Source organism: Actinoallomurus spadix, from assembly GCF_024055725.1.
In the GTDB taxonomy this organism is placed as follows: domain Bacteria; phylum Actinomycetota; class Actinomycetes; order Streptosporangiales; family Streptosporangiaceae; genus Actinoallomurus; species Actinoallomurus spadix.
In genome coordinates, this window is sequence record NZ_JAMXMX010000002.1 from 304,076 (window position 1) to 325,660 (window position 21,585).

Here is a 21,585-nt window from a genome sequence, read left to right on the forward strand (position 1 = left end):
TCTGCCATGGCGACATTGGTACTTCTCCGGCATGGCGAGAGCGTCTGGAACGCCGAGGGCCTGTTCACGGGCTGGGTGGACGTCGATCTTTCCGAGAAGGGGGAAGAGGAGGCGGTCACCGGCGGTGAGCTGCTCCTCGACGCCGACCTCAAGCTCGACGTCGTGCACACCTCGGTGCTCAAGCGGGCGATCCGCACGGCCAACATCGCGCTCGACGCGGCCGAGCAGCTCTGGATCCCCGTACGCCGGTCCTGGCGGCTCAACGAGCGGCACTACGGCGCCCTCCAGGGCAAGAACAAGGCGCAGACGCGCGAGGAGTACGGCGACGAGCAGTTCATGACCTGGCGCCGGTCGTACGACACGCCGCCGCCGCCGATCGCCGACGACGACCCGCTCTCCCAGATCAACGACCCGCGGTACGCCCTGCTGCCCTCGGAGCTCATCCCGCGCACCGAGTGCCTCGCCGACGTCGTCGACCGCCTTCTGCCGTACTGGTACGACGCGATCGTCCCCGACCTCGCGGCCGGCCGCACGGTCCTGATCGCCGCGCACGGCAACTCCCTGCGCGCGCTGGTCAAGCACCTCGACGGCATCTCCGACGAGGACATCGCGGGCCTCAACATCCCCACCGGCATCCCGCTCCGCTACGAGCTGGACGAGGACTTCGAGCCGCTGAAGAAGGGCGGCGAGTACCTCGACCCCGAGGCCGCCGAGAAGTCCATCGCGGCCGTCGCGAACCAGGGTAAGAAGTAGTCGTTCCCCGTCAGACAGAAGATCCCGGCAGCGGTCGCTGCCGGGATCCGTTCGTCGTGGGCGGGGGATTACTCGGCGATGTCCGCGGCGTGCTCGCCGGTGACCAGGTAGACGACGTTCTCCGCGACGTGCACGGCGTGGTCGGCGAACCGCTCGAAGTAGCGGCCGGCCAGGGAGATGTCCACGGCCGGCTCGACGCCGTGCCGCCACTTCGGCGACAGCAGCGCGTCGAACAGCTTCCGGTGCAGCCGGTCCATCTGGTCGTCGTCGCCGTCGAGCTCAAGGCCCATCTCGACGTCGTGCGAGGCGATGACGCTGCCCGCCTTGGCGATCATGCGCTCGGCGATCTGGCCCATCTCCAGGACCGTCGCCTGCAGCTCCGGCGGGATCGCCGACTCGGGGTGCCGCCGACGGGCGGTCTTGGCAAGGTGGACGGCGAGGTCGCCCATGCGCTCGATGTCGCCGCTCATCCGGAGCGCGGCGATCAGCATCCGCAGGTCGCGGGCGACCGGCTGCTGCCGCGCCATCAGGTCGAAGACCGTCTCCTCGATCTCCGTGTTGATCTTGTTGACCTGCTCGTCGCAGCTGATGACCTCTTCGGCGAGGCGCAGGTCGGCGTCCAGCAGAGCCGTGGAGGCGCGGGTCATGGCCGACCGCACCAGTCGCGTCATCTCCACGAGCTTGTCGGAGAGCCCGTCGAGCTCCTCGTGGTAGGCGTCTCGCATAAAGATCCTTAAAAGAGGCGTGGATATCCAGTCGGCAGCATCGTCGGACGGCATGAACGGTCGCGGAGTTGCAGGTTAACTTTTGACGAACGTCCTTGCGGCCGCCCGGGTCCGCGCGTGGACCTAGGCGGACTCCCGCCTACGATCCAAGATGTGAATGTGGAGGTTGTCGCCGGCCTGGCGAGTGGCGTCGGGCTCCTCACCGGTCTGGTGGCAGGGCTTGCCGTACGCGCCAGCGAGCGCGCCCAGCGCCCCGCCGATACCCCGTCGCCGGTGTCGGGGCTGCCCAGCGGCGTGGCGTCCGTGCTGAGCGTCCTCCCGTCCTCGGCGGTCGTCATCGACGGTGAGGACCGCGTGCTGCGCGCCAGCTCGGCCGCCCGGGCCTTCGGCCTGGTCAGCGGTGACCGGCTGCTCGTCGACGAGCTCATCGCGATGGCGCGGCTCGTGCGCCGCGACGGGGAGATCCGCGAAGAGGAGATCGAGGTCGTCCACGGCCGCCGGGAGGGCCGCTGGTTCTCGGTCCGGGTCGCGCCCATGGGCTCGCACGGTCTCGTGCTCGTCCTTGCCGAGGACCTGACCGAGTTCCGCCGCGTCGAGGCCGTCCGCCGCGACTTCGTGGCGAACGTCAGCCACGAGCTCAAGACCCCCGTCGGCGCGCTGTCCCTGCTGTCGGAGACGGTCGAGGAGGCCGCCGACGACCCCGAGGCCGTACGCCGCTTCGCCGGGCGCATGCAGCACGAGTCCGCGCGCCTGACGAACGTCATCCAGGACCTGATCACGCTGACCCGGCTCCAGGGCGGTGAGGTCGTCGAGCGGCCCCGGACGGTGGCCCTCGACGACGTCATCCACGAGGCCGTCGACCGGTGCCGCCTCAAGGCGGAGCCGAAGGAGATCACCCTGGCCATCGGCGGCCGCGACGACCTGCGGGTGTACGGCGACGAGGAGTTGCTGATCACCGCCGTCCGCAACCTCATCGACAACGCCATCGCCTACAGTCCCGAACGCACGCGGGTCGTCGTCTGCACCCGGCTGGCCGACGAGAAGCACGTCGAGGTCAGCGTGACCGACCAGGGCATCGGGATCCCCGAGGCCGACCTCGAGCGCATCTTCGAGCGGTTCTACCGCGTCGATCCCGCGCGGTCCCGGCAGACCGGCGGCACCGGTCTGGGGCTCGCGATCGTCAAGCACGTCACGACCCGGCACCGGGGCGATGTGAACGTCTGGAGCAAGGAGGGATCCGGCTCGACCTTCACCATCCGCCTTCCGCTGCTTTCCACCTCCGCATCCGCGAAGGAAACACCTGAGCAAGACACCGTACGGGAGGCCCCCCAGTGACCCGAGTGCTCGTCGTGGAAGACGAGGAGTCGTTCAGCGACGCGCTGTCGTACATGTTGCGCAAAGAGGGTTTCGAAGTCGCCGTCGCGGCGACCGGGCCGGACGCCCTGGAGTCCTTCGACCGTTCCGGCGCCGACCTCGTCCTGCTCGACCTCATGCTGCCCGGCCTGCCCGGCACCGAGGTGTGCCGGGAGCTGCGCACCAAGTCGAACGTCCCGGTGATCATGCTCACGGCCAAGGACAGCGAGGTCGACAAGGTCGTCGGCCTCGAACTCGGCGCCGACGACTACGTCACCAAGCCGTTCTCCTCCCGGGAGCTCGTCGCCCGCATCCGCGCGGTGCTCCGGCGCCGCGGCGACGGCGAGGAGCTCGCGCCCGCGACCCTGGAGGCCGGACCGGTCCGCATGGACGTCGAGCGGCACGTCGTGACCGTCTCCGGCAACGAGGTGCCGCTGCCGCTGAAGGAGTTCGAGCTGCTCGAGGTGCTGTTGCGCAACGCCGGGCGGGTGCTGACCCGGATGCAGCTGATCGACCGCGTGTGGGGCGCCGACTACGTCGGGGACACCAAGACGCTCGACGTGCACATCAAGCGCCTGCGGGCCAAGATCGAGCCGGCCCCCTCGACGCCGCGTTTCATCATCACCGTGCGCGGGCTCGGCTACAAGTTCGAGCCCGACGAGTAGGCCCCGGCACCGAGGAGACCGCGGTACCGGGTAGGCCGCGGTAGCGAGTAAGCCGCGGTACCGAGGAGGCCGCGGTACGCCTGCCCCGCCGCGAGGGGCACCGGGAACGCCAGAGCCCGCCGACCCCGATACGGAAGGTCGGCGGGCTCTCTCGTGCGCGCTCCGTGGCCCTCAGGGGCCGGATGCCGTGACGCTCAGGCGCCGGGCTTCGCGGAGGACTTCTTGCCCTTGGGGTGCTTGGTGGGCTTCACCGCGCCCGCGCTGGGGCTGCCGGTCGCGCCCGGCGTGGGGCTCGCGGCCGGGGTCGCGGGCGAGCCGGTGGTGGCCGGGCTCGGCGTGGTCGCCGTGGTCCCGCTCGGCGCCGGCGGGTAGGTCCCGTAGTAGTCGGCGCGCGGCAGGACGGGGACGCTGATGGTCAGCGCGCCGGCCTGCTGGAAGTGCAGGGTCAGCCGGACGTTCTCGCCACCGCTCAGCGGGGTCTGGAGCCCGCTGAGGAACACCGGCGGGGTCGCGGCCCCCGTGGTGCCGGCCGGGCTCGACGCGGGGCCGCTCGGGGTGCCCTGAGGGGTGGCCGCGCCGCTGGGCGCTCCCGGCTTGCCCGACTTGGCGGGCGTGCCCTTCTTCGCGGTGCCCTTGCTCGGGGTGCCGCTCGCGTTCGGCGAGGCGGCGGGGGCCGGCGTGCCGCTCGGCGAGGTGCCGGGCGTCGGGACGCCGGTCGGCCGGCCGGCGGACAGCGGGTTGAGCGAGATCAGCTGGTTCGGCGGCAGGTCGATGCCGCCGCCCGCGATCTGCGCCGAAGCTGCCAGGCCCGTCGCCTCGATGCCGACGAGCCGGTCCGGGGCGGAGCCCTTCTCGACGATGGAGGCGTAGAACGGCGCGTTCGCGCCCTTGGGAAGTCGCTGGCCGGGATCGGGGCCGAGCAGGAAGGCGTTGCGTACGTCGATGTGGCCCACGGAGGCGTTGACGCCTTCGGTCAGGCGGGTCGGCAGCACCGACTGCGGATGCTGGCCGGCACCGCAGGCGGACACCAGCGGCGCGACGGCGAAGGCACCGGCGATGGCCATGGCGGCGGCCCGGCGACGGTTGCGGCTCACGGCGTCGTTCTCTCCTTGGGCAGGGCTTGGGTCTTGCCGAGGCGTACGGAACGCCCGGTCTGAAGGGTAGCGAGGGTGTCCGCACCGCCCTTGACGGGGGGCGGGTTCCGTGCTTCCCCGGGAAGGCGGGGCCGGGCCGGTGTTCTCCGAACGACCTCGCCCGGCGGGCCGTGCGGACGTCCTGCCGGGCTCGGAACGCTCAGCCCGGGGTGTGCAGCGCCTGCAGGGCCGGGGTCAGGTTCCGGTCCGGCAGAACGCCGCGGACGATGTCGCGGACGATCTTATCCGGCCCGACGAGCACGGCCGTGAGACCCGCCGCGCGGAAGGTGGTCGACAGCACCCGGCCGGGATCCTCGGCGGGGATGGCGTCGCCGCGCGGGACCGTGTCGGCGAGCCGGCGGACGTCGTCCGCGTCCTTGCCCGTGCGCCCGTCCGCGATCACCCAGGTCTGGACCCCCTGGCTGACGGCCTGCTGGGCGACGTGCGTGACGGTGGCGTCGCAGCGGCAGTCGCGCGGCACGATCAGGACGACGCCGGCGACGTTGACCAGCGTGTCGATGGGCATCCCCCGGCCGTTCACGATGAGGGTTCCGGTCGGCAGGGCGCCGCCGGGGTCCCCCGGCCGGTGGCGTACGACGCCGGTGGGCGGGACCTGGACGGCGCGGGTGGTGGGCCGCGGCGAGACGACGGTCATCAGCACTCCGCTGATGAGGGCGACGAGAACGGCGCTGGCGATGAAGGGCGCGGCGATGCCGTAGCGGGTGAAAGGACGGGCGAGCCGTCGCCACCGCTCGCGGCGGCGTTTCTGGCGCAGCTCGCGGCGGTACGCGAGCACGTCGCGGTCGAGTTCCCGCGCGTCGTCCGGGACGACGATGTCGACCTTGGGAAGCCCGTAGTCGTCAGGGTCGCCGTGAAGCCCCACGCCACACCTACCTTCTCGGACCGCTGCCGGCCCCACCCCGGTCCCGCGCCCCGTCCACAGCGGGATCACGGGCCCGTGTCGGCTCGTCCATCTCCAGTATGAGCCGCTTCCGGCGCCGTGTGAGCGGTGTGGCCCAAACCAATCGTCATGGGCCGGTGTTGCACCGAATTGGCGCTTTGTCAATACCCTAATTACCGCGCTGACCTGCGTATATGTCCAGATGGTCGGTTCAGCAGGTCCCTGCAGCGTGCTACCCTTATCCATAGCGGAAGGGGTACTTGTCACATGACTTTCAAGGTCGGCGACACTGTCGTCTACCCCCACCATGGGGCTGCTCGGATCGAAGCCATCGAGACTCGTGCCATCAAAGGTCAGGACAAGACCTACCTGGTCCTGAAGGTCGATAAGGGCGATCTCACCGTTCGCGTTCCCGCGGAGAACGCCGAGCTGGTCGGTGTTCGTGACGTCGTGGGCCAGGAGGGGCTCGAGAAGGTGTTCGAGGTGCTCCGCGCACCCTACACCGAAGAGCCCACGAACTGGTCGAGGCGTTACAAGGCGAACCTCGAGAAGCTCGCGTCCGGCGACGTCAACAAGGTCGCCGAGGTCGTCCGGGACCTGTGGCGGCGTGACAAGGAGCGCGGGCTGTCGGCCGGCGAGAAGCGGATGCTGGCCAAGGCGCGGCAGATACTGGTCAGCGAGCTGGCGCTGGCCGAGAAGACCAACGAGGACAAGGCCGAGGCCCTCCTCGACGAGGTCCTGGCCAACTAGCGTCTTGGCGACTCGGTTTCCACGGGTGGGCGTCGGAGTCGACGTCCACCCGTTCGCGTCCGGCCGTCCGCTCCGGGTGGCGGGCCTCGACTGGCCCGGTGAGGGCGACGGTCTCGCGGGACACTCCGACGGCGACGTGGCGGCGCACGCGGCGTGCGACGCGCTGCTGTCGGCCGCCGGTCTCGGCGATCTGGGCGCCGTCTTCGGCACCTCCGACCCGCGCTGGGCGGGTGCCTCCGGCGTCGATCTCCTGCGGGAGGTGGAGCGCCGCATCACGGCGGCCGGCTTCGCGATCGGCAACGTCTCGATCCAGGTCATCGGCGTACGCCCGCGGATCGGCAGGCGCCGCGCGGAGGCGGAGAAGACGCTGAGCGAGGCGCTCGGCGGCGTCCCGGTCGGCGTGGCCGGCACCACGACGGACGGGCTGGGTCTCACGGGCCGCGGAGAGGGCCTGGCCGCCATCGCCACGGCCCTCGTCCTCGTCTAGCGCGATCACCACCAACGCCCGGCGGTCGTCGCCGGCCGCTGGGCGGCCGGACATCCGGGGCAGGTCAGCGGGAGGCGGGCAGGACCGTCCCCGTCACCTCGCCGAACCCGATCGGCGCGCCGCCGGGCCCGCTCGCGGTCGCCTGGATCCGTACGGTATCGCCGTCCTCCAGGTACGCCCGTCGCCGCCCGTCCGGCAGCTCCAGCGGCTCCCGGCCGTCCCGGGTGAGCTCGATGAGGCAGCCGCGCTGGTCCCGCTCCGGCCCGGACACCGTCCCCGAGGCCATCAGGTCGCCGGTGCGCAGCGCCGCGCCGTTCACGGTCGCGTGCGCGAGTTGCTGCGGCGCGGTCCAGTACATCGTCGCGAACGGCGGGTGGCTCACCACGTGCCCGTTCAGCTCGATCCGCAGCGTCAGGTCGAGCCCCCAGGGCTCGTCGCACCGCAGGTACGGCAACGGCTCCGGGTCCTGGGGCGGCGGGGCCGTACGAGCGCTCTCGAGGGCCGCCAGGGGCACCACCCAGGGGGAGATCGACGTCGCGAACGACTTGCCGAGGAACGGCCCGAGCGGCTGGTACTCCCACGCCTGGATGTCCCGGGCGCTCCAGTCGTTCACCAGCACGAAGCCGAACACGTGGTCCCGGAAGCCGGCCGTCGGCACCGGCTGGCCGAGCGCCGAGGGAACGCCCACGACGAAGCCGACCTCCGCCTCGATGTCCAGCTTCAGCGACGGCCCGAACACCGGCCCGTCCTCGCTCCGGCGCTGCCCGCAGGGCCGTACGACCGGCGTCCCGGACGGCACGACGGTCCCGGCCCGGCCGTGGTACCCGATCGGCAGGTGCAGCCAGTTCGGGGGAAGGGGTTCGGCGTTCGGCCGGAAGATCCGGCCGACGTTGGTCGCGTGGTCGCGTGAGGAGTAGAAGTCGACGTAGTCCGCGACGTCGAACGGCAGGCGCAGGTCGGCGTCGCTCAGCGGGACCAGGTGCGGTTCGACCCGGCCGCGGTGCTCCGGGCCGGTCAGCAGCGCGGTGAGGCGCTCCCGGGTCGCCTGCCAAACGGGGCGCCCGGCGGACATGAAGGAGTTCAGCGTCCCGGCGGCGAACCACCCCCGGTCGGTGAGCAGGCCCGCCTCCGCGAGCCCGGCCAGGTCCAGCACCCGGTCGCCGATGGCGACCCCCACCCGCGGCGGCCCGCCGCGCCGGGAGAACACGCCGTACGGCAGGTTCTCCACCCCGAATCCGCTGCCCTCGGGCACGTCGACCCACGTTTCCATGAATCACTACCTTCCCAGGCCCGCCCGGGCGTCCGGAAGAACCCGCAAGATCCCGCCCCGTCTGAGCAGGGGCGGGCGGTCGCGGGCGCGGTCCCGGGACGGCTCAGTCGCGGGGCGGGGTGGGTGAGCTGCGGAACGTGCTCGACGGCGGCGTCGACGTCACGTCATCCTCACCGGCGGGCGTCTCGTCCGCCACGCGGGGCATGGGAATGCCGTCCGGATCGGTGTCGCGGAGACTGATCCCGTCCGGCTGCGTGTCGCCGAGCCGCCCGGTCCGGGGCGGGCCGACCAGCCGTACGTCGGTGGGCAGCGAGGGCCGGGCCACCCAGCGGGGCGGGGGCTCCTCCTCTTCCGGATCCACGGGCGTGTTCTGCACGGGCGCCGTCACCTCCGCGTCGGTCTCCGGTACGGGGCCGCTGTCCGGCTCCGTGGGTTCGGCGGGCTCGAAGCTCTCTCCAGTGTCCTGCCCGGCTTCGGGCTCCGTGCCCGGGGGCAGGGCGGGGCCGGGCTGCCACGCGCGATCCGCCTGTCGCTCCAGTTCGGGAGGGAGCGCCGGTTCGGGATCCTCCAGGAGGGGAGTGGCCGGGCCGGGGAGGGCGATCCGGTCCTCACGGGTCCGGTCCAGGGCGGTCTCGCCCGCCGGCTCGTCCCCGACGGGCGCGTCGTCGTCCTCGCGCGGCCGATCCCGTACGGACGTGTCGTCCTCGTGCGGCCGGTCTCGTACCGGTATGGCGGTGTCCTCGTGCGGCCGGTCCCGTACGGCGTCGGGCCCGGGTTCGATCACGGGCTCGATCACGGGCTCGATCGCGGGCTCGGTCGCGGGCGCGAGCGCGCGGGGCGGGGCCGGGCGCGGGAGCGGCCGGGTCTCGGCGTACGCCTCGTCGCCGAGACCGGGGATGAACGCCCGGTCGCCGTCCGGCGCGCCGGACGGCGACTCGGGGGAGTCCGGGGAGTCCGGGACCGCCGGTGCCGCGGCGTCGCGCCGCCGGGTCCGTACGAGCTGCTTGATCATGGATAGCCACAGCCGGACGGCGATGACGAGGATCACCCAGGGAGCCGCCGCGACTCCTCCGGACAGCCACGCGTGGGAGAGGCGGCCGTAGCCGTGGAGCGCGCGTTCGACCCCGGCCGCGCCGGCGCCGGCGATCAGCGCCAGGAGCAGCAGCCAGCGGACGGCGCGCGCCCACCAGGCGGACCGGCGGGCGGTCAGGATCGAAAGGATCACCACGACGATCAGGCCGTCGACCATGCCGGGATAAAGGAAGGCTCGGTGCCGGGCCGCGCCGCCCTGGAGGGCGAGCGTGCGCAGGTCGTCGTAGGACAGCACGAACGTCGCGCCGGCCAGCGCCGCGACGCCGAGGCCGCCGGCGGCCGTCAGCAGCCGCCGCTGCGCCGTCGAGTACGGAGCGGGGGAGTCACTCATAGCAGGGATGCCAACCATCGTGTCGGAGGGGTTCCCTTATCTTGACCGGATCAACGTGCTCCTGCTCTCACCGCGCGCCGCGTGTCGCCCGGCTCGGCGCGCGGGCCGGGGGCGCGCCGCGTGCGGGCGGGGAAGATCGGTGGCCGGATCCGGCGTCCCGGCTTCAAGGGGGCGGCTCGTGGGTATGCGGGCGGTCGTATGCCGGTTTCCCCCGTATTTGTGATGGAAGAAGTGACCGCGGCCGATCTCCCGTCTCGTGTCCGCCGGGCCGCCGAGGACGAACGGCTCGGCGCGTTCCAGGCCGTCCACCGGCCCCGGTCCGCCGACCGGCGGTCCCGCGCGTGGCTCGTGCTGCTGGGCCTGCCGGGCCTCGTGCTGCTGCCCTTCACCATCGCGTTCCTGCTCGACGGCCTCGGCTGGGCGTCCGGGCTGTCCCTGTCGCTCACCGTCGCGTACCTCGGTGCGGCCGCTCGCGTCCTCGTGCGGGACGTCCTGCCGGGGCAGGGTGCCACGACCGTCCACCTGTTCGAGAACGGCGTCGTGCTGTCCTCCTGGCGCGCGGTGACGCCGTTCCCCTGGGACGCCGTCACGGAACTGCGCGTCTCCGGCGTACGGGCGGCCGCGACCGGCGCGGTCACCTGGCGCCTGACCCTGTCCGGCCGGGCGGGGGCCGAGGCGGAGGCCCTGCTCGACGGGGGCGTCCCCGGGGCCCGCGAACTGGTCGAGACGGTCTCCCGCGAGGTGACCGGGCGGGTGCTGCCGGAGTACCTGTCCCGGGTCGGAACCGGCGGCAAGGTGCGTCTCGGGCCGTTCAGCGTCACCCGGCAGGGCATCGCCAAAGACGGCGAGTACGTTCCCTGGGAGAACGTCGACCGGGTCGAGATCGAGAGCGGCATGGTCCACGTCGACCGCGCCGACCGGCCGGCCGGGCTGACGGCGATCGCCGCCGAGGTCCCGAACGCCGTGGCGTTCGGCGAGCTGACGCGGCGGTTGCGCGCCGCGCACGACGGCGCGCGGACGGACGGGACCACCGGGCGAACGGTGGGGTCGGTCAATGGGTGAGGGACGCGGTTTCAGTCACGCGGGCGGACCGGCATCGAATAGCCTCTTACCCGTGAGCCTGCGCCTTTACGACACCGGTACCCGTGGCATCCGCGACTTCGTCCCGCTGCAGGCGGGCCGGGCGGGGATCTACGTCTGTGGTGCCACCCCGCAGGCCGCTCCGCACATCGGGCACATGCGCTCCGGCGTCATCTACGACCTTGTGTACCGCTGGCTGCTCGCCTCCGGGTACGACGTGACGTTCGTCCGGAACATCACCGACATCGACGACAAGATCATCCGGGTGTCGGCGGAGACCGGCGTGCCGTGGTTCGCGGTCGCCGAGGCCAACCAGCGCGTGTTCGGCCGCGGCTACGACGCGCTCGGCTGCCTGCCCCCGACGATCGAGCCCCGGGCGACGGGACACGTCCCCGAGATGATCGTGCTGATGCGCCGCCTCATCGAGGCCGGCCACGCGTACACCGTCGAGGGCGACGTCTACTTCGACGTGGCGTCCTGGGCCGAGCACTACGGCGCGCTGTCCAACCAGCGGCTCGACAACATGCGCCCGGCCGGGGACACGCCCAACGAGGCGGCCAAGCGCGACCCGCGCGACTTCGCGCTGTGGAAGGGCGCCAAGCCGGGCGAGCCGAGCTGGGAGACGCCCTGGGGCTCCGGCCGTCCCGGCTGGCACCTGGAGTGCTCGGCGATGTCGACCAAGTACCTCGGCCCGACGTTCGACATCCACGGCGGCGGCGTCGACCTGATCTTCCCCCACCATGAGAACGAGCTCGCCCAGTCGGCCGCGGCCGGTGACGGGTTCGCCCGCTACTGGCTGCACAACGGCCTGCTCACGGTGAACGGCGAGAAGATGAGCAAGTCCGTCGGCAACGTCGTGCTGCTGACCGACCTGCTGGACCGCGCCCGGCCGGTCGAGGTCCGCTACTACCTCGCCGCCGCGCACTACCGGTCGATCATCGACTACTCCGACGAGGCCCTGCGCGAGGCCGCGGTGGCGTACCAGCGCGTCGAGGGGTTCGTGACGCGCGCCGTCGAGCTGGCCGGGCGGGTCGAGCCCGGCACGCTGCCGGCCCCGTTCGCCGACGCGATGAACGACGACCTCGGCGTGCCGCAGGCGCTGGCCGTCGTGCACGAGGCGGTCCGCGAGGGCAACACCGCGCTCGCCACGGGCGACAAGGACACCGTGACCCGCACCCTCGGCGAGGTCCGCGCCATGCTGGGCGTCCTCGGCCTCGACCCGCTGTCGGAGCAGTGGGAGGGCGCGGCCGGCGACCTCCGCGACGTCGTCGACGCTCTCGTGTCGGTGGCCCTGGAGCAGCGCCAGGCGGCCCGCGCCCGCAAGGACTACGCCGCGGCGGACGCCATCCGCGACGGCCTGACCGCCGCCGGCATCCTCATCGAGGACACCCCGCGCGGTCCCCGCTGGGAGCTCAAGCGCTCCTGACGGGACCATCGAATCGGGCGCCGGCGACGACCGACCGGTTAACCGTGCCCTTCCGGTGGGGACGTACGGTTCGGGGAGATCGGGACCCACCGGCCGCCCCGGCCGGGCCGTACCTCCCCTGCCGAGGTGGTGCACGTGTTGGAGCGGTTCGCCGACACCGCCCGACGAGTCGTCGTCCACGCCCAGGAAGAGGCCCGTGCCCTCGAACACGGGCACATCGGCACCGAGCATCTGCTCCTCGGCCTGCTGCGCGGCGACACCGACGGCGCGGCACGCGCCCTCGACGCGGCCGGCCTCACCCTCGACACCGCCCGCGGCGACGTCGAGGAGTTCGTCGGCCGGGGAACGGCGCCGCCCGGCAGCGACAAGCCGTTCACCGCCCGCGCCAAGAAGGTGCTCGAACTGTCGCTGCGCGAGGCCCTGCAGTCCGGGCACGACTACATCCGCAGCGAGCACGTCCTCCTCGGCCTCATCAGGGAGACCGAGGGCACCGGCGCCCAGATCCTCCGGCGATGCGACGTCGACACCGCCGACCTGCGCCGCGACGTCATGACCTTCCTGCGCGGTCCCGGGGAGCCCGCGCCGGAGACGCCGCCATTGGAGGCGCAGCCCCCTGCGCGGGAGGGACCTGTGGCAGAGCGGCCGCCGGAGACGGCGATCGAACGGCGCCTCAGCGCCATCGAACACCGGCTGGAGCGCATCGAGCGGCTCCTGCGGGACAGGCCGGGTCCCGGTTCCGCGTAGAGTCTGGTGGGGGCGAAAGATCGCCCGTTCTTGAGGGCGGGACAGCGCCCTGTGCACCAGCGGAGGGCAACCATGGCGAAGCGTCGCAAGAAGGGGCCGAGTCACACCCCGAAGGCCGAGGACCGGCACTGGTACGGCAACCGGCAGGCCGCCCGCGCCGCCAAGTCGGCCACCCGGACCGGCACCGCCACCGTCGGCGCGCGCCGTACGCCCTCGTCGTCCGCACCCGCCGAGCGCACCGGCCGGCGATCCGCGCCCGACGGACCGGAGCTGGTCACCGGCCGTAACCCGGTCGTCGAGGCGCTGCGCGCGGGCATCCCGGCGAGCGCCCTCTACGTCATGAGCGGCGCGTCCGACGACCGTGTCCGCGAGTCCATCAAGCTCGCCACGGACGCCGGAGTGCCGCTGCTCGAGGCCGGCAAGGCCGAGCTCGACCGGATGACCGACCGCGCCGTCCACCAGGGCATCGTCCTGCAGGTCCCCGAGTACCGCTACGCACACCCCGACGACCTGCTGCAGCGCGGCACCCCGCAGCTCATCGTCGCCCTCGACGGCGTGACCGACCCGCGTAACCTGGGGGCGATCGTCCGGTCGGCCGCCGCGTTCGGCGCGAACGGCGTGCTCGTCCCCGAGCGGCGCGCGGCGGGCGTGACCGCCGGGGCGTGGAAGACCTCCGCCGGTACCCTCGCCGCGGTCCCGGTCGCCCGCGCCACCAACCTCGTACGGACGCTGAAGTCGTACCAGAACGCCGGCCTGTTCGTCGCGGGCCTCGACGCGCGGGGCGCGGTCGGCGTCGGCGACCTGGAGGCCGCGAGCGGCCCGCTCGTGCTCGTCGTCGGCTCGGAGGGCAAGGGCCTGTCGCGGTTGGTCGCCGAGACCTGCGACCTGCTGGTCAACATCCCCATGGGCCCGAACGCCGAGTCCCTGAACGCCGGCGTCGCCGCGGGCATCGCCATGTACGAGATCTCCCGCCGCCGCTCCTGACCTGGGCGCCGAGGTCCTTCGCGCCCCTGGCGACGAAGAACCTCGGCGTAAGTCAGCGGTAATCCTCGACCGGGGCGTCCTTCCGGTCGCCGAAGTAGACCTCCTCGAAGAAACGGCTCGCCTCCGGCTGTGAGCCGTCGAGGTCGGTGAACCCGTAGTGCTTCGCCAGCACCCCCGCGGACAGTGCCCTACCGGACCAGCGGGCCACCTCCGGATCGGCGGCCAGCGCGGCGACCGCCCGCCCGATGTACCGCGGCGTCTCCGAGATCGCGAACCACTTGTCCTTGGCGATCCCGTCCCGCCAGTTCTCCTCGATGACGCCGAAGTGCTCCAGCACCTCCTCCGACCGCAGGAACCCGGGCGTCAGCGACACCGACGTCACCCCGTGCGGGGCCAGCTCGTCGTGCAGCACCTTGCCGAGCCGCGTGATCGCCACCTTCACCATGTCGAAGAACATCGACCCCCGATAGCGGTCGTTGAACATGTCGTCCCCGTCGGTGACCTCGACGACCAGCCCGCGCCCCCGCCGTACGAGCAGGGGCAGGACCGTGTGCAGCGTGATCAGGTGGGTCTCCAGGCCGTTGCGCAGCGCCCGCAGGCCGTTGTCCAGGTCGTGCTCCCAGAGCGGCTTCCACTCGATCCACTGATCGCCGCCCCACGTGTCGTCGACGAGCACATCCAGGCGGCCGTCCTGCTCCTCCTCGATCCGCCGGACCAGCGCCCGTACGTCGGCGGGGACCATGTGGTCGCAGCGCACCGGAACGCCCCGGCCGCCCGCCTCCGTGACCAGCTCGGCGGTCTCCTCGATCGTCTCGGTACGGCCCAGCGGGCTGCGGGACTCCCGCGTCGTACGGCCGGTGACGTACACCGTCGCCCCGGCCGCGCCCAGCTCGATCGCCATGCCGCGACCGGCGCCCCGGGTGCCCCCGGTGACCAGCGCGACGTGCTCCTTCAACGGACCGGTCACATGCCCTCGCTTCCCTCGATCGTCACGTCGGAACCGTGGCTCCAGCCGGTGAGCACCGCGCCGAGGTCGGTGCGCAGCCGGTCGCACAGGCCGCCCGCCGGCCGCGCGGACCAGTGCAGCGCCGTGCCGTCCGCGACCGCGGCCAGGACTCGCGCGGCGACCCTCGCCGCCGGCGCCCCGGGCAGCCGCCCCTCCCGCACCGCCCGCTCCAGGAGGGGCACCAGGCCGTCCTCCAGGGCGGCGTGCAGCTCCGCCAGCAGCCCGCGCAGCTCCTCGTCGGCCAGGTCGACGGCCAGTTGCGCCAGGTTGTTGGCCGCCCGGCCGGGATCGTCCAGCGGCGCGAACGCGCCGACCAGCAGCTCGATCACGGCGACCACCGGGTCACCGTCGGCCTCCGCCGCCGTGCGCATGCCCTCCCGGGTGCTCCGCACCGCCGCCCTGGTCATCGCCGCCAGCAGCCCGTGCTTGGACCCGAACCGCTGCGCCACCGTCCCGACGGCGACCCCCGCCTCGCGGGCGACGTCCGCCAGCGTGAACCCAGGCCCGAGCCGGCTGATCACCACCCCGGCGGCGGTCAGCAGACGCTCGTCGGTGAACTTCCTCGGCCGTGCCACGTCGTTATTGAACCACGATTCACTAACTCGGACTACGGCGCCGTACGGCTGAGGCGGCGACGGGCGGAACGCGCCGGGAACGGGGTCTGACTCGCGGCGTATACGCGCTATCGTGGTGAGGCTGCGAAAGCAGCGCGCCTCCGTAGCTCAGCTGGCAGAGCGTCCGCCTTGTAAGCGGCAGGTCGCCGGTTCGAATCCGGCCGGAGGCTCTCGTTCCCCCAGGTGAGAGCCGTTGAGAGGCTGATCGGCCAAGGTTGCCCCGACAGCAACGATGAGAGTTGCGAGCGGACGGTCGTGTGACGTGACAGGCCTGCCCTAGCCGAAAAAATGAGGCTCAGGTTATATTGGTGGGGTGACATGGGAAGTCATCCTCTTAGAGCCTGTCGAGACGTGGTTCCTGAAGCTCTGCGAGTCTGAGCCGGACTCGGCGGCGTTGATCGAGCAGGCCATCGACCGGCTTGCCGCTGTCGGGCCGACCCTTGGCCGGCCGCTCGTCGACACGCTGGAGCACAGCAAGCTGCGCAACTTGAAGGAGCTGCGACCGGGCTCTCGTGGTCGGTCGGAGATACGCATGTTGTTCGTCTTCGACCCGGATCGCGCAGCGATCTTCCTAGTCGCGGGTGACAAGACCGGCCGATGGTCCCGCTGGTACGAGGACGCGATTCCGCTCGCCGAGGCCAGATATGCCGATTATCGGGCAGATAAGGATGAGGAGGACGGCCGATGAGCGCCGGACGCAACTGGCGGGACGTCAAGGCTGAGGCCCATCGACGGCATCCTGAGCTGGCGGATCCCGAGCGTCAGGCCAGGGCGCGTGCCGAGTTGGACGCGTATGTGGCCGGTCACCATCTCAAGGAGCTGCGCAAGGCCGTGGGCAAGACTCAGGTGGAGTTGGCGCGGGCCCTCGGCGTGTCTCAGTCCCGCATCTCGCAGATCGAGAACGGCAAGATCGAAGCCATGGAACTCGAGACGCTCCGCGCCTACGCCACGGCCCTGGGCGGACATGTCGACATCACCATCAGCGTCGGCCCGCACTCCGTGAAGGTCGCTTGAGGCACCGGTGCCCGGCGTTCGTGACAGCAGTGGGGACAGCAACGACAGCCACCGCTGGCATCCACAGCCGTACGCTGGACTCCGTCTACCTCGGCGGATGCGGTGCGAGCAGGGGCGTCCGTATCCCTTGTAAGCGGCAGGTCGCCGGTTCGATCCCGGCCGGAGGCTCCACCCCTGACCAGCGAAAGACCCCGAGCGAAGATCGCCCGGGGTCTCTTTGACGGCAACGCTGACGGCAACGGCCTCAGCCGAGGGCATCCCTCAGCCGCCCGAGCGCCTTGCGCTTCTCACTGAGCGCCGCGTGTGCGTAGATCGTCATGGTCACCTCGATGTCGCTGTGGCCGACGATGTCCCGGACGATGTGCGGCGGGACGCCGAGGGCACGTTGGTCCTTGAAGGATTGCTACGTGCTGCCGGTGAACGAAAAGAGGGGGTTGACCGGCTCAGGGTCGCCTCCGTAGAACCGCCTTCCCATCTCTCGCGCGATGAAGTAGGGCAGGCTCTGCTGGGCGCGCTTCATATTGAGTCGAATGAAGTCATCGTTGCCAGGAATTGGGAAACATTTCGCTAGAACGCCGTTCCCTAGAACCCACGAACTACCGGGACATGCCGAGCTAGATGCCACTTTAGCCTCGCTCGTCTATGATGGGTGAATAGCTATCGTTGGCGCTCGCCGGGGCGAATCCTTAACAGCTAAATTGCCGTACGGCACCGGTCATAACGTGCGCTACCGAACATTCCGACATGAGGTGCCGCATCGACAAGGGAGCCGTCGATGATTCCAGACGGAGAGGTACCGGATGACCGCCAAGCTGGCTGAGCGAGCCTGAAGCGGGGTCTCGCGACCCCCAGCTGCTAGCTGAAGCTTGCTAACAGCAGTGCTAACGATGGTCCCGGATAACCGTGGACGGCGCTGGACAACACAACGAGTTCGGCAGCAGGTCAGTAGACGGCTATGGATCGTCCTTGACACCATCGATCTTGCTACGGATCAGACGGCGCAGATGCTCTTATGGATCAGGGCGGCGGCGCGGACACCGGTCCCTGCGGCCGTGCCGATCGGGCGGCTCAGGACTAGCGCCACGCATCGCATCGCGCATCGTGGACACCGACGCGGCGGGGGAGGAGGCTGCGATCATGCTTCCGTACGTGTTAGCGCTTGTGGGAATCGTCGTGTTGCTTCTGGTAGTCGCCGCGGTTTCGGACCTGCGAGGCCGCCGCCGAGGGAGGAGACCCAGGAGCGCAGGGCGCATATGGCGGCCGATCCGTGAGACCCGCCGCGACATCCATGCATACCGCGCCTTCTCACGCGCCATCCGAGGACCGGGCACGGACTGGATGGACCACCGCCGCCACAGGTAGAGATACGGGACAGTCTGGGAAGGCGCAGGGCCGCCGGCCAACTCACTTCGTTCGCCCTCCAGGTCGCCTACGGCGATTGGCGGGCCGCCCCGCTCGCACGTCACGCGTTCGAGCCGCCGCGCGGGATATGTGCGGGATGGTCTTGCATCAACGGATTCGGCGGCGCGACGTTCGCCCAGGTCAGCGGGAAAGAGGCGCCGAGATCGCCGACCCTCTGTAAATCCGCCGGCGGCCAGCGCGGGTAACAGCAGCGCTGGCAGGAACGACAGCAACCAACGGCACCCCTGGCCGCACGCGCGACACCGTCTACCTCGGTGGATACGGTGCGGGCAGGGGTGTCGGTATCCCTGCCAGGCGGACGCGGCCGGTATCGGCGCGGTCCTGGAGGAGTTGCAGGGCTATCTGCGGGCCTGCTGCCCGCCGTCCTGACCGAGCAGGCCGGCGGGCGGCGCCAGCGTGTCAGTGGGCAGGGACGAGCTCGGCGAACAGTTCGCGGACCCGCCGGTCGATCTCGTCGCGAATGGGGCGGACCTGCTCGACAGGCTTGCCGGCGGGGTCGGGCAGTTCCCAGTCCAGGTAGCGCTTGCCGGGGAAGACCGGGCAGACGTCCCCGCAGCCCATGGTGATGACCACGTCGGCGCCCTTGACCGCTTCACCGGTCAGCGGCTTGGGAAACTCTTTGGACAGGTCGAGACCGAGTTCGTCCATCACCGCGACGACGGCCGGGTTGATCTCACTGGCCGGGGCCGATCCGGCCGAGCGGACACGGACCCTTCCGGCGGCGTGGTGGTCGAGCAGGGCGGCGGCCATCTGCGAGCGTCCGGCGTTGTGGACACAGACGAACAGCACCTCGGGGGTCTCAGGCAACGCGGCTCCTCGATCGCTGGGATATGCGGCGGCGAAGCGCCAGGGACAGGTAGACGAGGCCGACCAAGACCGGCACCTCGATCAGCGGACCGACCACGCCGGCGAGGGCCTGGCCGGAGGTGACGCCGAATGTGGCGATGGCCACCGCGATGGCGAGTTCAAAGTTGTTGCCCGCTGCGGTGAAGGCGAGGGTAGCGGTGCGCTCATACCCCAGGCCGACTAGGCGGCCCAGCGCGAACGATCCGGCCCACATGAGGGCGAAGTAGGCCAGCAGCGGGAGCGCGATCCAGGCCACGTCGAGTGGCTTGGAGGTGATCGCGTCGCCCTGGAGGGCGAACAGGATCACGATCGTGAACAGCAGCCCGTACAGGGCGACCGGCCCGATCTTGGGCAGGAAGCGGGTCTCGTACCAGGTACGGCCGCGGGTTCGTTCGCCCAGGCGGCGGCTTGCGTAGCCGGCGAGCAGCGGTATACCGAGGAACACCAGCACGGAGCGGGCGATGTCCCAGGTCGAGGCGTTCAGGTGTGTTTGATGCAGGCCGAGCCAGCCGGGCAGGACGTGCAAGTAGAACCAGCCCAGGGCGGCGAACGCGATGACCTGGAAGACGGAGTTGAGCGCGACGAGGACGGCGGCGGCTTCCCGGTCCCCGCAGGCCAGGTCGTTCCAGATGATGACCATCGCGATGCAGCGCGCCAGGCCTACGATGATCAATCCGGTCCGGTACGCGGGCAGGTCCGGCAGGAACAGCCAGGCCAGTGCGAACATCAGCGCAGGACCGATCACCCAGTTCACCAGCAGCGAGGGGATCAACAGCCGTCGATCACGGGTGACGGTGTCCAAGCGGTCATAACGGACCTTCGCCAGCACCGGGTACATCATCACGAGCAGGCCGGCCGCAATCGGCAGTGAGATTCCGTCGGCCTTCACCGCGTCCAGGCCGCTGCCCAGGCTAGGGATCGCACGGCCGGCGAGCAGTCCGACGACCATGGCCACGCCGATCCAGACCGGCAAGAACCGGTCCAGCACCGACAACCGCCCGACCACCGCCGTCTCGGTCTCGGACGCGGCCTGCTGTTCGGTCGCCGTCACGCCGACACCATTCCCGCGCCCTGGCGGGAACCGAGGATCGCCGACAGCCGAGCCAGCACGCCGGGGTTGATCCAGTAGTAGACCCGGGTGCCCCGGCGTTCGGAGTCGATCAGCCCGGCCTGCTTGAGCACCTTTAGGTGATGAGAGATCGTCGGCGCGCTCAGATCGAAGGCCGAGGTCAGGTCGCACACGCACGCCTCACCGCCCTCATGACAGGCGATCAGCGACAACAACCGCAACCGGACAGGGTCACCGATCGCCTTGAACAACGGCGCCAGTTCCCCGGCCTCCGCAGCGCCCAGCGGCTCACACAGCAGCGGCGCGCAGCACGCCCCAGGGTCCACCGCAGCAGCGTTGATCAGCGGCAACTCTTGCTTCGACATACCTCTAATTTGACATCTATCTAGGCAAGGATGCAAGCTGACGCCAACGCTTTGCTTAGATGCTCATCTAATCAGGAGGCTGAGATGCGCCGCCGAAGCCCCACCCTCATCCGGCTCGCCAGGCGGACCCGTACGCCACGCGGGGTAGTGACCTTCACCGAGAGCACCGGCCAGGTCTGCGACGCCGCCTGCCGCAGCGACGCCCGTTTGGACCGCGCCCGCACCACCGCCATCGCCACAAGCTTCGGCTACCGCATCTGACCAGTCCGGCCACACCCAAGGAGGAACCCATGTCCCGCGTCCAGCTCGCCCTGCGCGTCGCCGACCTGGAAGGCTCCATCGCCTTCTACTCCAAGCTCTTCGGGGCCGAACCGGCCAAGCGCCGCCCCGGCTACGCCAACTTCGCCATCACCGAACCCCCGCTCAAGCTCGTCCTGATTGAAGGCGAGGCCGGCGAGCCGACCCACATGGACCACCTCGGCGTCGAGGTCGAAGACACCACCCAGGTCACCGCCGCCACCGAGCGGCTGAAAGAGGCCGGCCTGGCCACCTTCGAGGAGAACGACACCTCCTGCTGTTATGCCCTCCAGGACAAGGTCTGGGTCCACGGCCCTGGCCAGGAGCCCTGGGAGGTCTACGTGGTCAAGGCCGACGCCGACACCCTCGGCAAAAGCCAGACCGGTCTTCCCGACGCCGCCGCCTGCGCCTGCGGTGTCCCGGAGGGGCCCGACGGCGTCACCGTGGCGGCGACGTCCGACGCCAAGCCCGGCTGCTGCTGACAGGCGGGGCAAGCGTCCGACATTCCCAGCCTCGGGAGCTAGCGGGGTTGGCATCTGATTTAGACGACTGTCAACGTAGATGTGTCGAAACAAGAGCTGCCGGTCCTCGGCTAAGACACCGGGTACCGGCAGCTTGATGACCCCACCGGCAAGGAGGTCGACGCCGTGCGTCTGATCCGGGATGAGATCGAACGCCGTATCCGCGGTCTGCTGGCCGATCTGCCGACCGAGGTATCCGCGTGAGCGCCCCGGTCCGGATCACGGCCATGCGGCCCGAGCACGCGGCCGAAGTCCTGGAGATCTACCAGCGCGGCATCGACAGTGGAGACGCCACGTTCGAGACCACCGCGCCAACCTGGGAAGCCTTCGACGCCACCAGACTGCCTGAACACCGCCTGGTCGCCGTCGACGACGAGGGCCGGGTCTTGGGCTGGATCGCCGTTGTACCGATCTCGGACCGCTGCGCCTACGCCGGAGTCGTCGAGCACTCTGTCTACGTCCACCCCGACGCCCAAGGCAGGGGAATCGGCCGGACGCTGCTCGCCGCCCTACTCGCCTCCACCGACGCCGCCGGGATCTGGACCGTACAGTCCGGGGTCTTCCCCGAGAACATCGTGAGCCTCGCCCTGCACGCCAAGGCCGGCTTCCGGGTCATCGGCACCCGCGAGCGCATCGGGCAACACCACGGCCGGTGGCGTGACGTCGTCCTCATCGAGCGCCGCAGCCCGACCGTTGTGTAGCGACTAGCGAGCGCGGATTCACCGAACCGCTGTAGC

The 21,585-nt window shown here is 70.9% G+C and carries 24 protein-coding genes and 1 tRNA gene; 15 read left to right on the top strand and 10 right to left on the bottom strand.

Annotated elements, in window-relative coordinates; translation table 11 throughout:
* Window positions 1-6: 6 nt before the first annotated feature.
* Window positions 7-753 (top strand): phosphoglyceromutase, encoded by a 747-nt coding sequence (locus tag NE235_RS03450; protein ID WP_252799261.1) that lies wholly within the window; start codon window positions 7-9, stop codon window positions 751-753.
* Window positions 754-821: 68 nt separating this feature from the next.
* Here NE235_RS03450 and phoU read toward each other — a convergent pair whose 3' ends face one another.
* On the bottom strand, window positions 822-1,478 hold the full coding sequence (phoU, locus tag NE235_RS03455; RefSeq protein ID WP_252799262.1) for a phosphate signaling complex protein PhoU: 657 nt from the start codon (window positions 1,476-1,478) through the stop codon (window positions 822-824).
* A gap of 153 nt (window positions 1,479-1,631) precedes the next feature.
* Here phoU and NE235_RS03460 point away from each other — a divergent pair, with 153 nt between their 5' ends.
* Both NE235_RS03460 and NE235_RS03465 read left to right on the top strand, forming a co-directional pair.
* Complete coding sequence (locus NE235_RS03460; protein ID WP_252799264.1) at window positions 1,632-2,813, top strand: sensor histidine kinase; 1,182 nt, start codon at window positions 1,632-1,634, stop codon at window positions 2,811-2,813.
* Window positions 2,810-3,496, top strand: coding sequence for a response regulator (locus NE235_RS03465; RefSeq protein ID WP_252778131.1), 687 nt, complete (start codon window positions 2,810-2,812; stop codon window positions 3,494-3,496). Before NE235_RS03460 ends, NE235_RS03465 begins: the two co-directional genes overlap by 4 nt.
* 194 nt (window positions 3,497-3,690) lie before the next feature.
* Here the strand turns inward: NE235_RS03465 and NE235_RS03470 are convergent, their stop codons facing one another.
* Complete coding sequence (locus NE235_RS03470) at window positions 3,691-4,590, bottom strand: hypothetical protein (RefSeq protein ID WP_252799265.1); 900 nt, start codon at window positions 4,588-4,590, stop codon at window positions 3,691-3,693.
* A gap of 199 nt (window positions 4,591-4,789) precedes the next feature.
* The gene (locus NE235_RS03475) at window positions 4,790-5,512 is read right to left on the bottom strand and encodes a hypothetical protein (RefSeq protein ID WP_252799267.1); all 723 of its coding nucleotides are present in this window, start codon (window positions 5,510-5,512) and stop codon (window positions 4,790-4,792) included.
* Window positions 5,513-5,797: 285 nt separating this feature from the next.
* Between NE235_RS03475 and NE235_RS03480 the strand changes: the two genes are divergently transcribed.
* Together NE235_RS03480 and ispF are read left to right on the top strand one after the other, a co-directional pair.
* Entirely contained in the window at window positions 5,798-6,280 is a 483-nt protein-coding gene (locus NE235_RS03480) for a CarD family transcriptional regulator (protein ID WP_252778128.1), read from the top strand.
* Between the two features lie 25 nt (window positions 6,281-6,305).
* On the top strand, window positions 6,306-6,767 hold the full coding sequence (gene ispF, locus NE235_RS03485; protein ID WP_252799269.1) for a 2-C-methyl-D-erythritol 2,4-cyclodiphosphate synthase: 462 nt from the start codon (window positions 6,306-6,308) through the stop codon (window positions 6,765-6,767).
* A gap of 64 nt (window positions 6,768-6,831) precedes the next feature.
* Here ispF and fahA read toward each other — a convergent pair whose 3' ends face one another.
* Window positions 6,832-8,037, bottom strand: coding sequence for a fumarylacetoacetase (fahA, locus tag NE235_RS03490; RefSeq protein WP_252799271.1), 1,206 nt, complete (start codon window positions 8,035-8,037; stop codon window positions 6,832-6,834).
* 103 nt (window positions 8,038-8,140) lie between these two features.
* Entirely contained in the window at window positions 8,141-9,460 is a 1,320-nt protein-coding gene (locus NE235_RS03495) for a DUF2637 domain-containing protein (protein ID WP_252799273.1), read from the bottom strand.
* A 222-nt stretch (window positions 9,461-9,682) separates the two neighbouring features.
* On the opposite strand from NE235_RS03495, the gene NE235_RS03500 reads away from it, so the two are divergent.
* From NE235_RS03500 to rlmB, 4 genes are all read left to right on the top strand, one after another.
* Window positions 9,683-10,522 carry a DUF6585 family protein gene (locus NE235_RS03500; RefSeq protein ID WP_252799274.1) on the top strand — a complete coding sequence of 280 codons (840 nt, stop codon included), beginning with the start codon at window positions 9,683-9,685 and terminating at the stop codon, window positions 10,520-10,522.
* A gap of 52 nt (window positions 10,523-10,574) precedes the next feature.
* Window positions 10,575-11,966: a cysteine--tRNA ligase gene (gene cysS / locus NE235_RS03505; protein ID WP_252799276.1), complete on the top strand. Its 1,392-nt coding sequence runs from the start codon at window positions 10,575-10,577 to the stop codon at window positions 11,964-11,966.
* Between the two features lie 126 nt (window positions 11,967-12,092).
* Window positions 12,093-12,710: a Clp protease N-terminal domain-containing protein gene (locus NE235_RS37125; protein WP_406567530.1), complete on the top strand. Its 618-nt coding sequence runs from the start codon at window positions 12,093-12,095 to the stop codon at window positions 12,708-12,710.
* 72 nt (window positions 12,711-12,782) lie between these two features.
* A complete protein-coding gene (gene rlmB / locus NE235_RS03515; RefSeq protein ID WP_252799278.1) occupies window positions 12,783-13,694 on the top strand; it encodes a 23S rRNA (guanosine(2251)-2'-O)-methyltransferase RlmB in 912 nt (303 codons plus the stop codon).
* A 52-nt stretch (window positions 13,695-13,746) separates the two neighbouring features.
* Here the strand turns inward: rlmB and NE235_RS03520 are convergent, their stop codons facing one another.
* Both NE235_RS03520 and NE235_RS03525 read right to left on the bottom strand, forming a co-directional pair.
* Window positions 13,747-14,661 (bottom strand): SDR family oxidoreductase, encoded by a 915-nt coding sequence (locus NE235_RS03520; protein WP_252799280.1) that lies wholly within the window; start codon window positions 14,659-14,661, stop codon window positions 13,747-13,749.
* Window positions 14,658-15,275, bottom strand: coding sequence for a TetR/AcrR family transcriptional regulator (locus tag NE235_RS03525; RefSeq protein WP_252799281.1), 618 nt, complete (start codon window positions 15,273-15,275; stop codon window positions 14,658-14,660). Before NE235_RS03525 ends, NE235_RS03520 begins: the two co-directional genes overlap by 4 nt.
* A gap of 136 nt (window positions 15,276-15,411) precedes the next feature.
* On the opposite strand from NE235_RS03525, the gene NE235_RS03530 reads away from it, so the two are divergent.
* The 3 genes from NE235_RS03530 (at window position 15,412) to NE235_RS03540 (ending at window position 16,328) form a co-directional block, all read left to right on the top strand.
* Window positions 15,412-15,484 (top strand) — tRNA-Thr (locus NE235_RS03530).
* 143 nt (window positions 15,485-15,627) lie between these two features.
* Window positions 15,628-16,002, top strand: coding sequence for a type II toxin-antitoxin system RelE/ParE family toxin (locus NE235_RS03535; protein WP_252799282.1), 375 nt, complete (start codon window positions 15,628-15,630; stop codon window positions 16,000-16,002).
* A complete protein-coding gene (locus tag NE235_RS03540) occupies window positions 15,999-16,328 on the top strand; it encodes a helix-turn-helix domain-containing protein (RefSeq protein WP_252799284.1) in 330 nt (109 codons plus the stop codon). The genes NE235_RS03535 and NE235_RS03540 overlap by 4 nt, the downstream gene beginning before the upstream one ends.
* 1,821 nt (window positions 16,329-18,149) lie before the next feature.
* On the opposite strand, the gene NE235_RS03545 is transcribed toward NE235_RS03540, so the two are convergent.
* From NE235_RS03545 to NE235_RS03555, 3 genes are read right to left on the bottom strand one after another with little or no spacing between them, the layout of a single operon-like run.
* A complete protein-coding gene (locus NE235_RS03545) occupies window positions 18,150-18,557 on the bottom strand; it encodes an arsenate reductase ArsC (RefSeq protein WP_289848099.1) in 408 nt (135 codons plus the stop codon).
* Window positions 18,550-19,647, bottom strand: a complete 1,098-nt coding sequence (arsB, locus tag NE235_RS03550; protein ID WP_308206014.1) for an ACR3 family arsenite efflux transporter — start codon at window positions 19,645-19,647, stop codon at window positions 18,550-18,552. The genes NE235_RS03545 and arsB overlap by 8 nt, the downstream gene beginning before the upstream one ends.
* Window positions 19,644-20,030: an ArsR/SmtB family transcription factor gene (locus NE235_RS03555; RefSeq protein ID WP_252799287.1), complete on the bottom strand. Its 387-nt coding sequence runs from the start codon at window positions 20,028-20,030 to the stop codon at window positions 19,644-19,646. Before NE235_RS03555 ends, arsB begins: the two co-directional genes overlap by 4 nt.
* 84 nt (window positions 20,031-20,114) lie before the next feature.
* Here NE235_RS03555 and NE235_RS03560 point away from each other — a divergent pair, with 84 nt between their 5' ends.
* The 3 genes from NE235_RS03560 (at window position 20,115) to NE235_RS03570 (ending at window position 21,549) form a co-directional block, all read left to right on the top strand.
* Window positions 20,115-20,291: a hypothetical protein gene (locus tag NE235_RS03560; RefSeq protein ID WP_252799289.1), complete on the top strand. Its 177-nt coding sequence runs from the start codon at window positions 20,115-20,117 to the stop codon at window positions 20,289-20,291.
* 29 nt (window positions 20,292-20,320) lie between these two features.
* Window positions 20,321-20,809, top strand: coding sequence for an ArsI/CadI family heavy metal resistance metalloenzyme (locus tag NE235_RS03565; protein WP_252799291.1), 489 nt, complete (start codon window positions 20,321-20,323; stop codon window positions 20,807-20,809).
* A 239-nt stretch (window positions 20,810-21,048) separates the two neighbouring features.
* Window positions 21,049-21,549: a GNAT family N-acetyltransferase gene (locus NE235_RS03570; RefSeq protein ID WP_252799293.1), complete on the top strand. Its 501-nt coding sequence runs from the start codon at window positions 21,049-21,051 to the stop codon at window positions 21,547-21,549.
* Window positions 21,550-21,585: the final 36 nt, after the last annotated feature.

Coding starts and splice junctions, on each gene's coding strand:
- NE235_RS03480 (WP_252778128.1), top strand. CDS start 5,798: ATGACTTTCAAGGTCGGCGACACTGTCGTCTACCCCCACCATGGGGCT.
- NE235_RS03540 (WP_252799284.1), top strand. CDS start 15,999: ATGAGCGCCGGACGCAACTGGCGGGACGTCAAGGCTGAGGCCCATCGA.
- NE235_RS03560 (WP_252799289.1), top strand. CDS start 20,115: ATGCGCCGCCGAAGCCCCACCCTCATCCGGCTCGCCAGGCGGACCCGT.
- rlmB (WP_252799278.1), top strand. CDS start 12,783: ATGGCGAAGCGTCGCAAGAAGGGGCCGAGTCACACCCCGAAGGCCGAG.
- NE235_RS03500 (WP_252799274.1), top strand. CDS start 9,683: ATGGAAGAAGTGACCGCGGCCGATCTCCCGTCTCGTGTCCGCCGGGCC.
- NE235_RS03555 (WP_252799287.1), bottom strand. CDS start 20,030: ATGTCGAAGCAAGAGTTGCCGCTGATCAACGCTGCTGCGGTGGACCCT.
- fahA (WP_252799271.1), bottom strand. CDS start 8,037: ATGGAAACGTGGGTCGACGTGCCCGAGGGCAGCGGATTCGGGGTGGAG.
- NE235_RS03495 (WP_252799273.1), bottom strand. CDS start 9,460: ATGAGTGACTCCCCCGCTCCGTACTCGACGGCGCAGCGGCGGCTGCTG.
- NE235_RS03450 (WP_252799261.1), top strand. CDS start 7: ATGGCGACATTGGTACTTCTCCGGCATGGCGAGAGCGTCTGGAACGCC.
- phoU (WP_252799262.1), bottom strand. CDS start 1,478: ATGCGAGACGCCTACCACGAGGAGCTCGACGGGCTCTCCGACAAGCTC.
- NE235_RS03565 (WP_252799291.1), top strand. CDS start 20,321: ATGTCCCGCGTCCAGCTCGCCCTGCGCGTCGCCGACCTGGAAGGCTCC.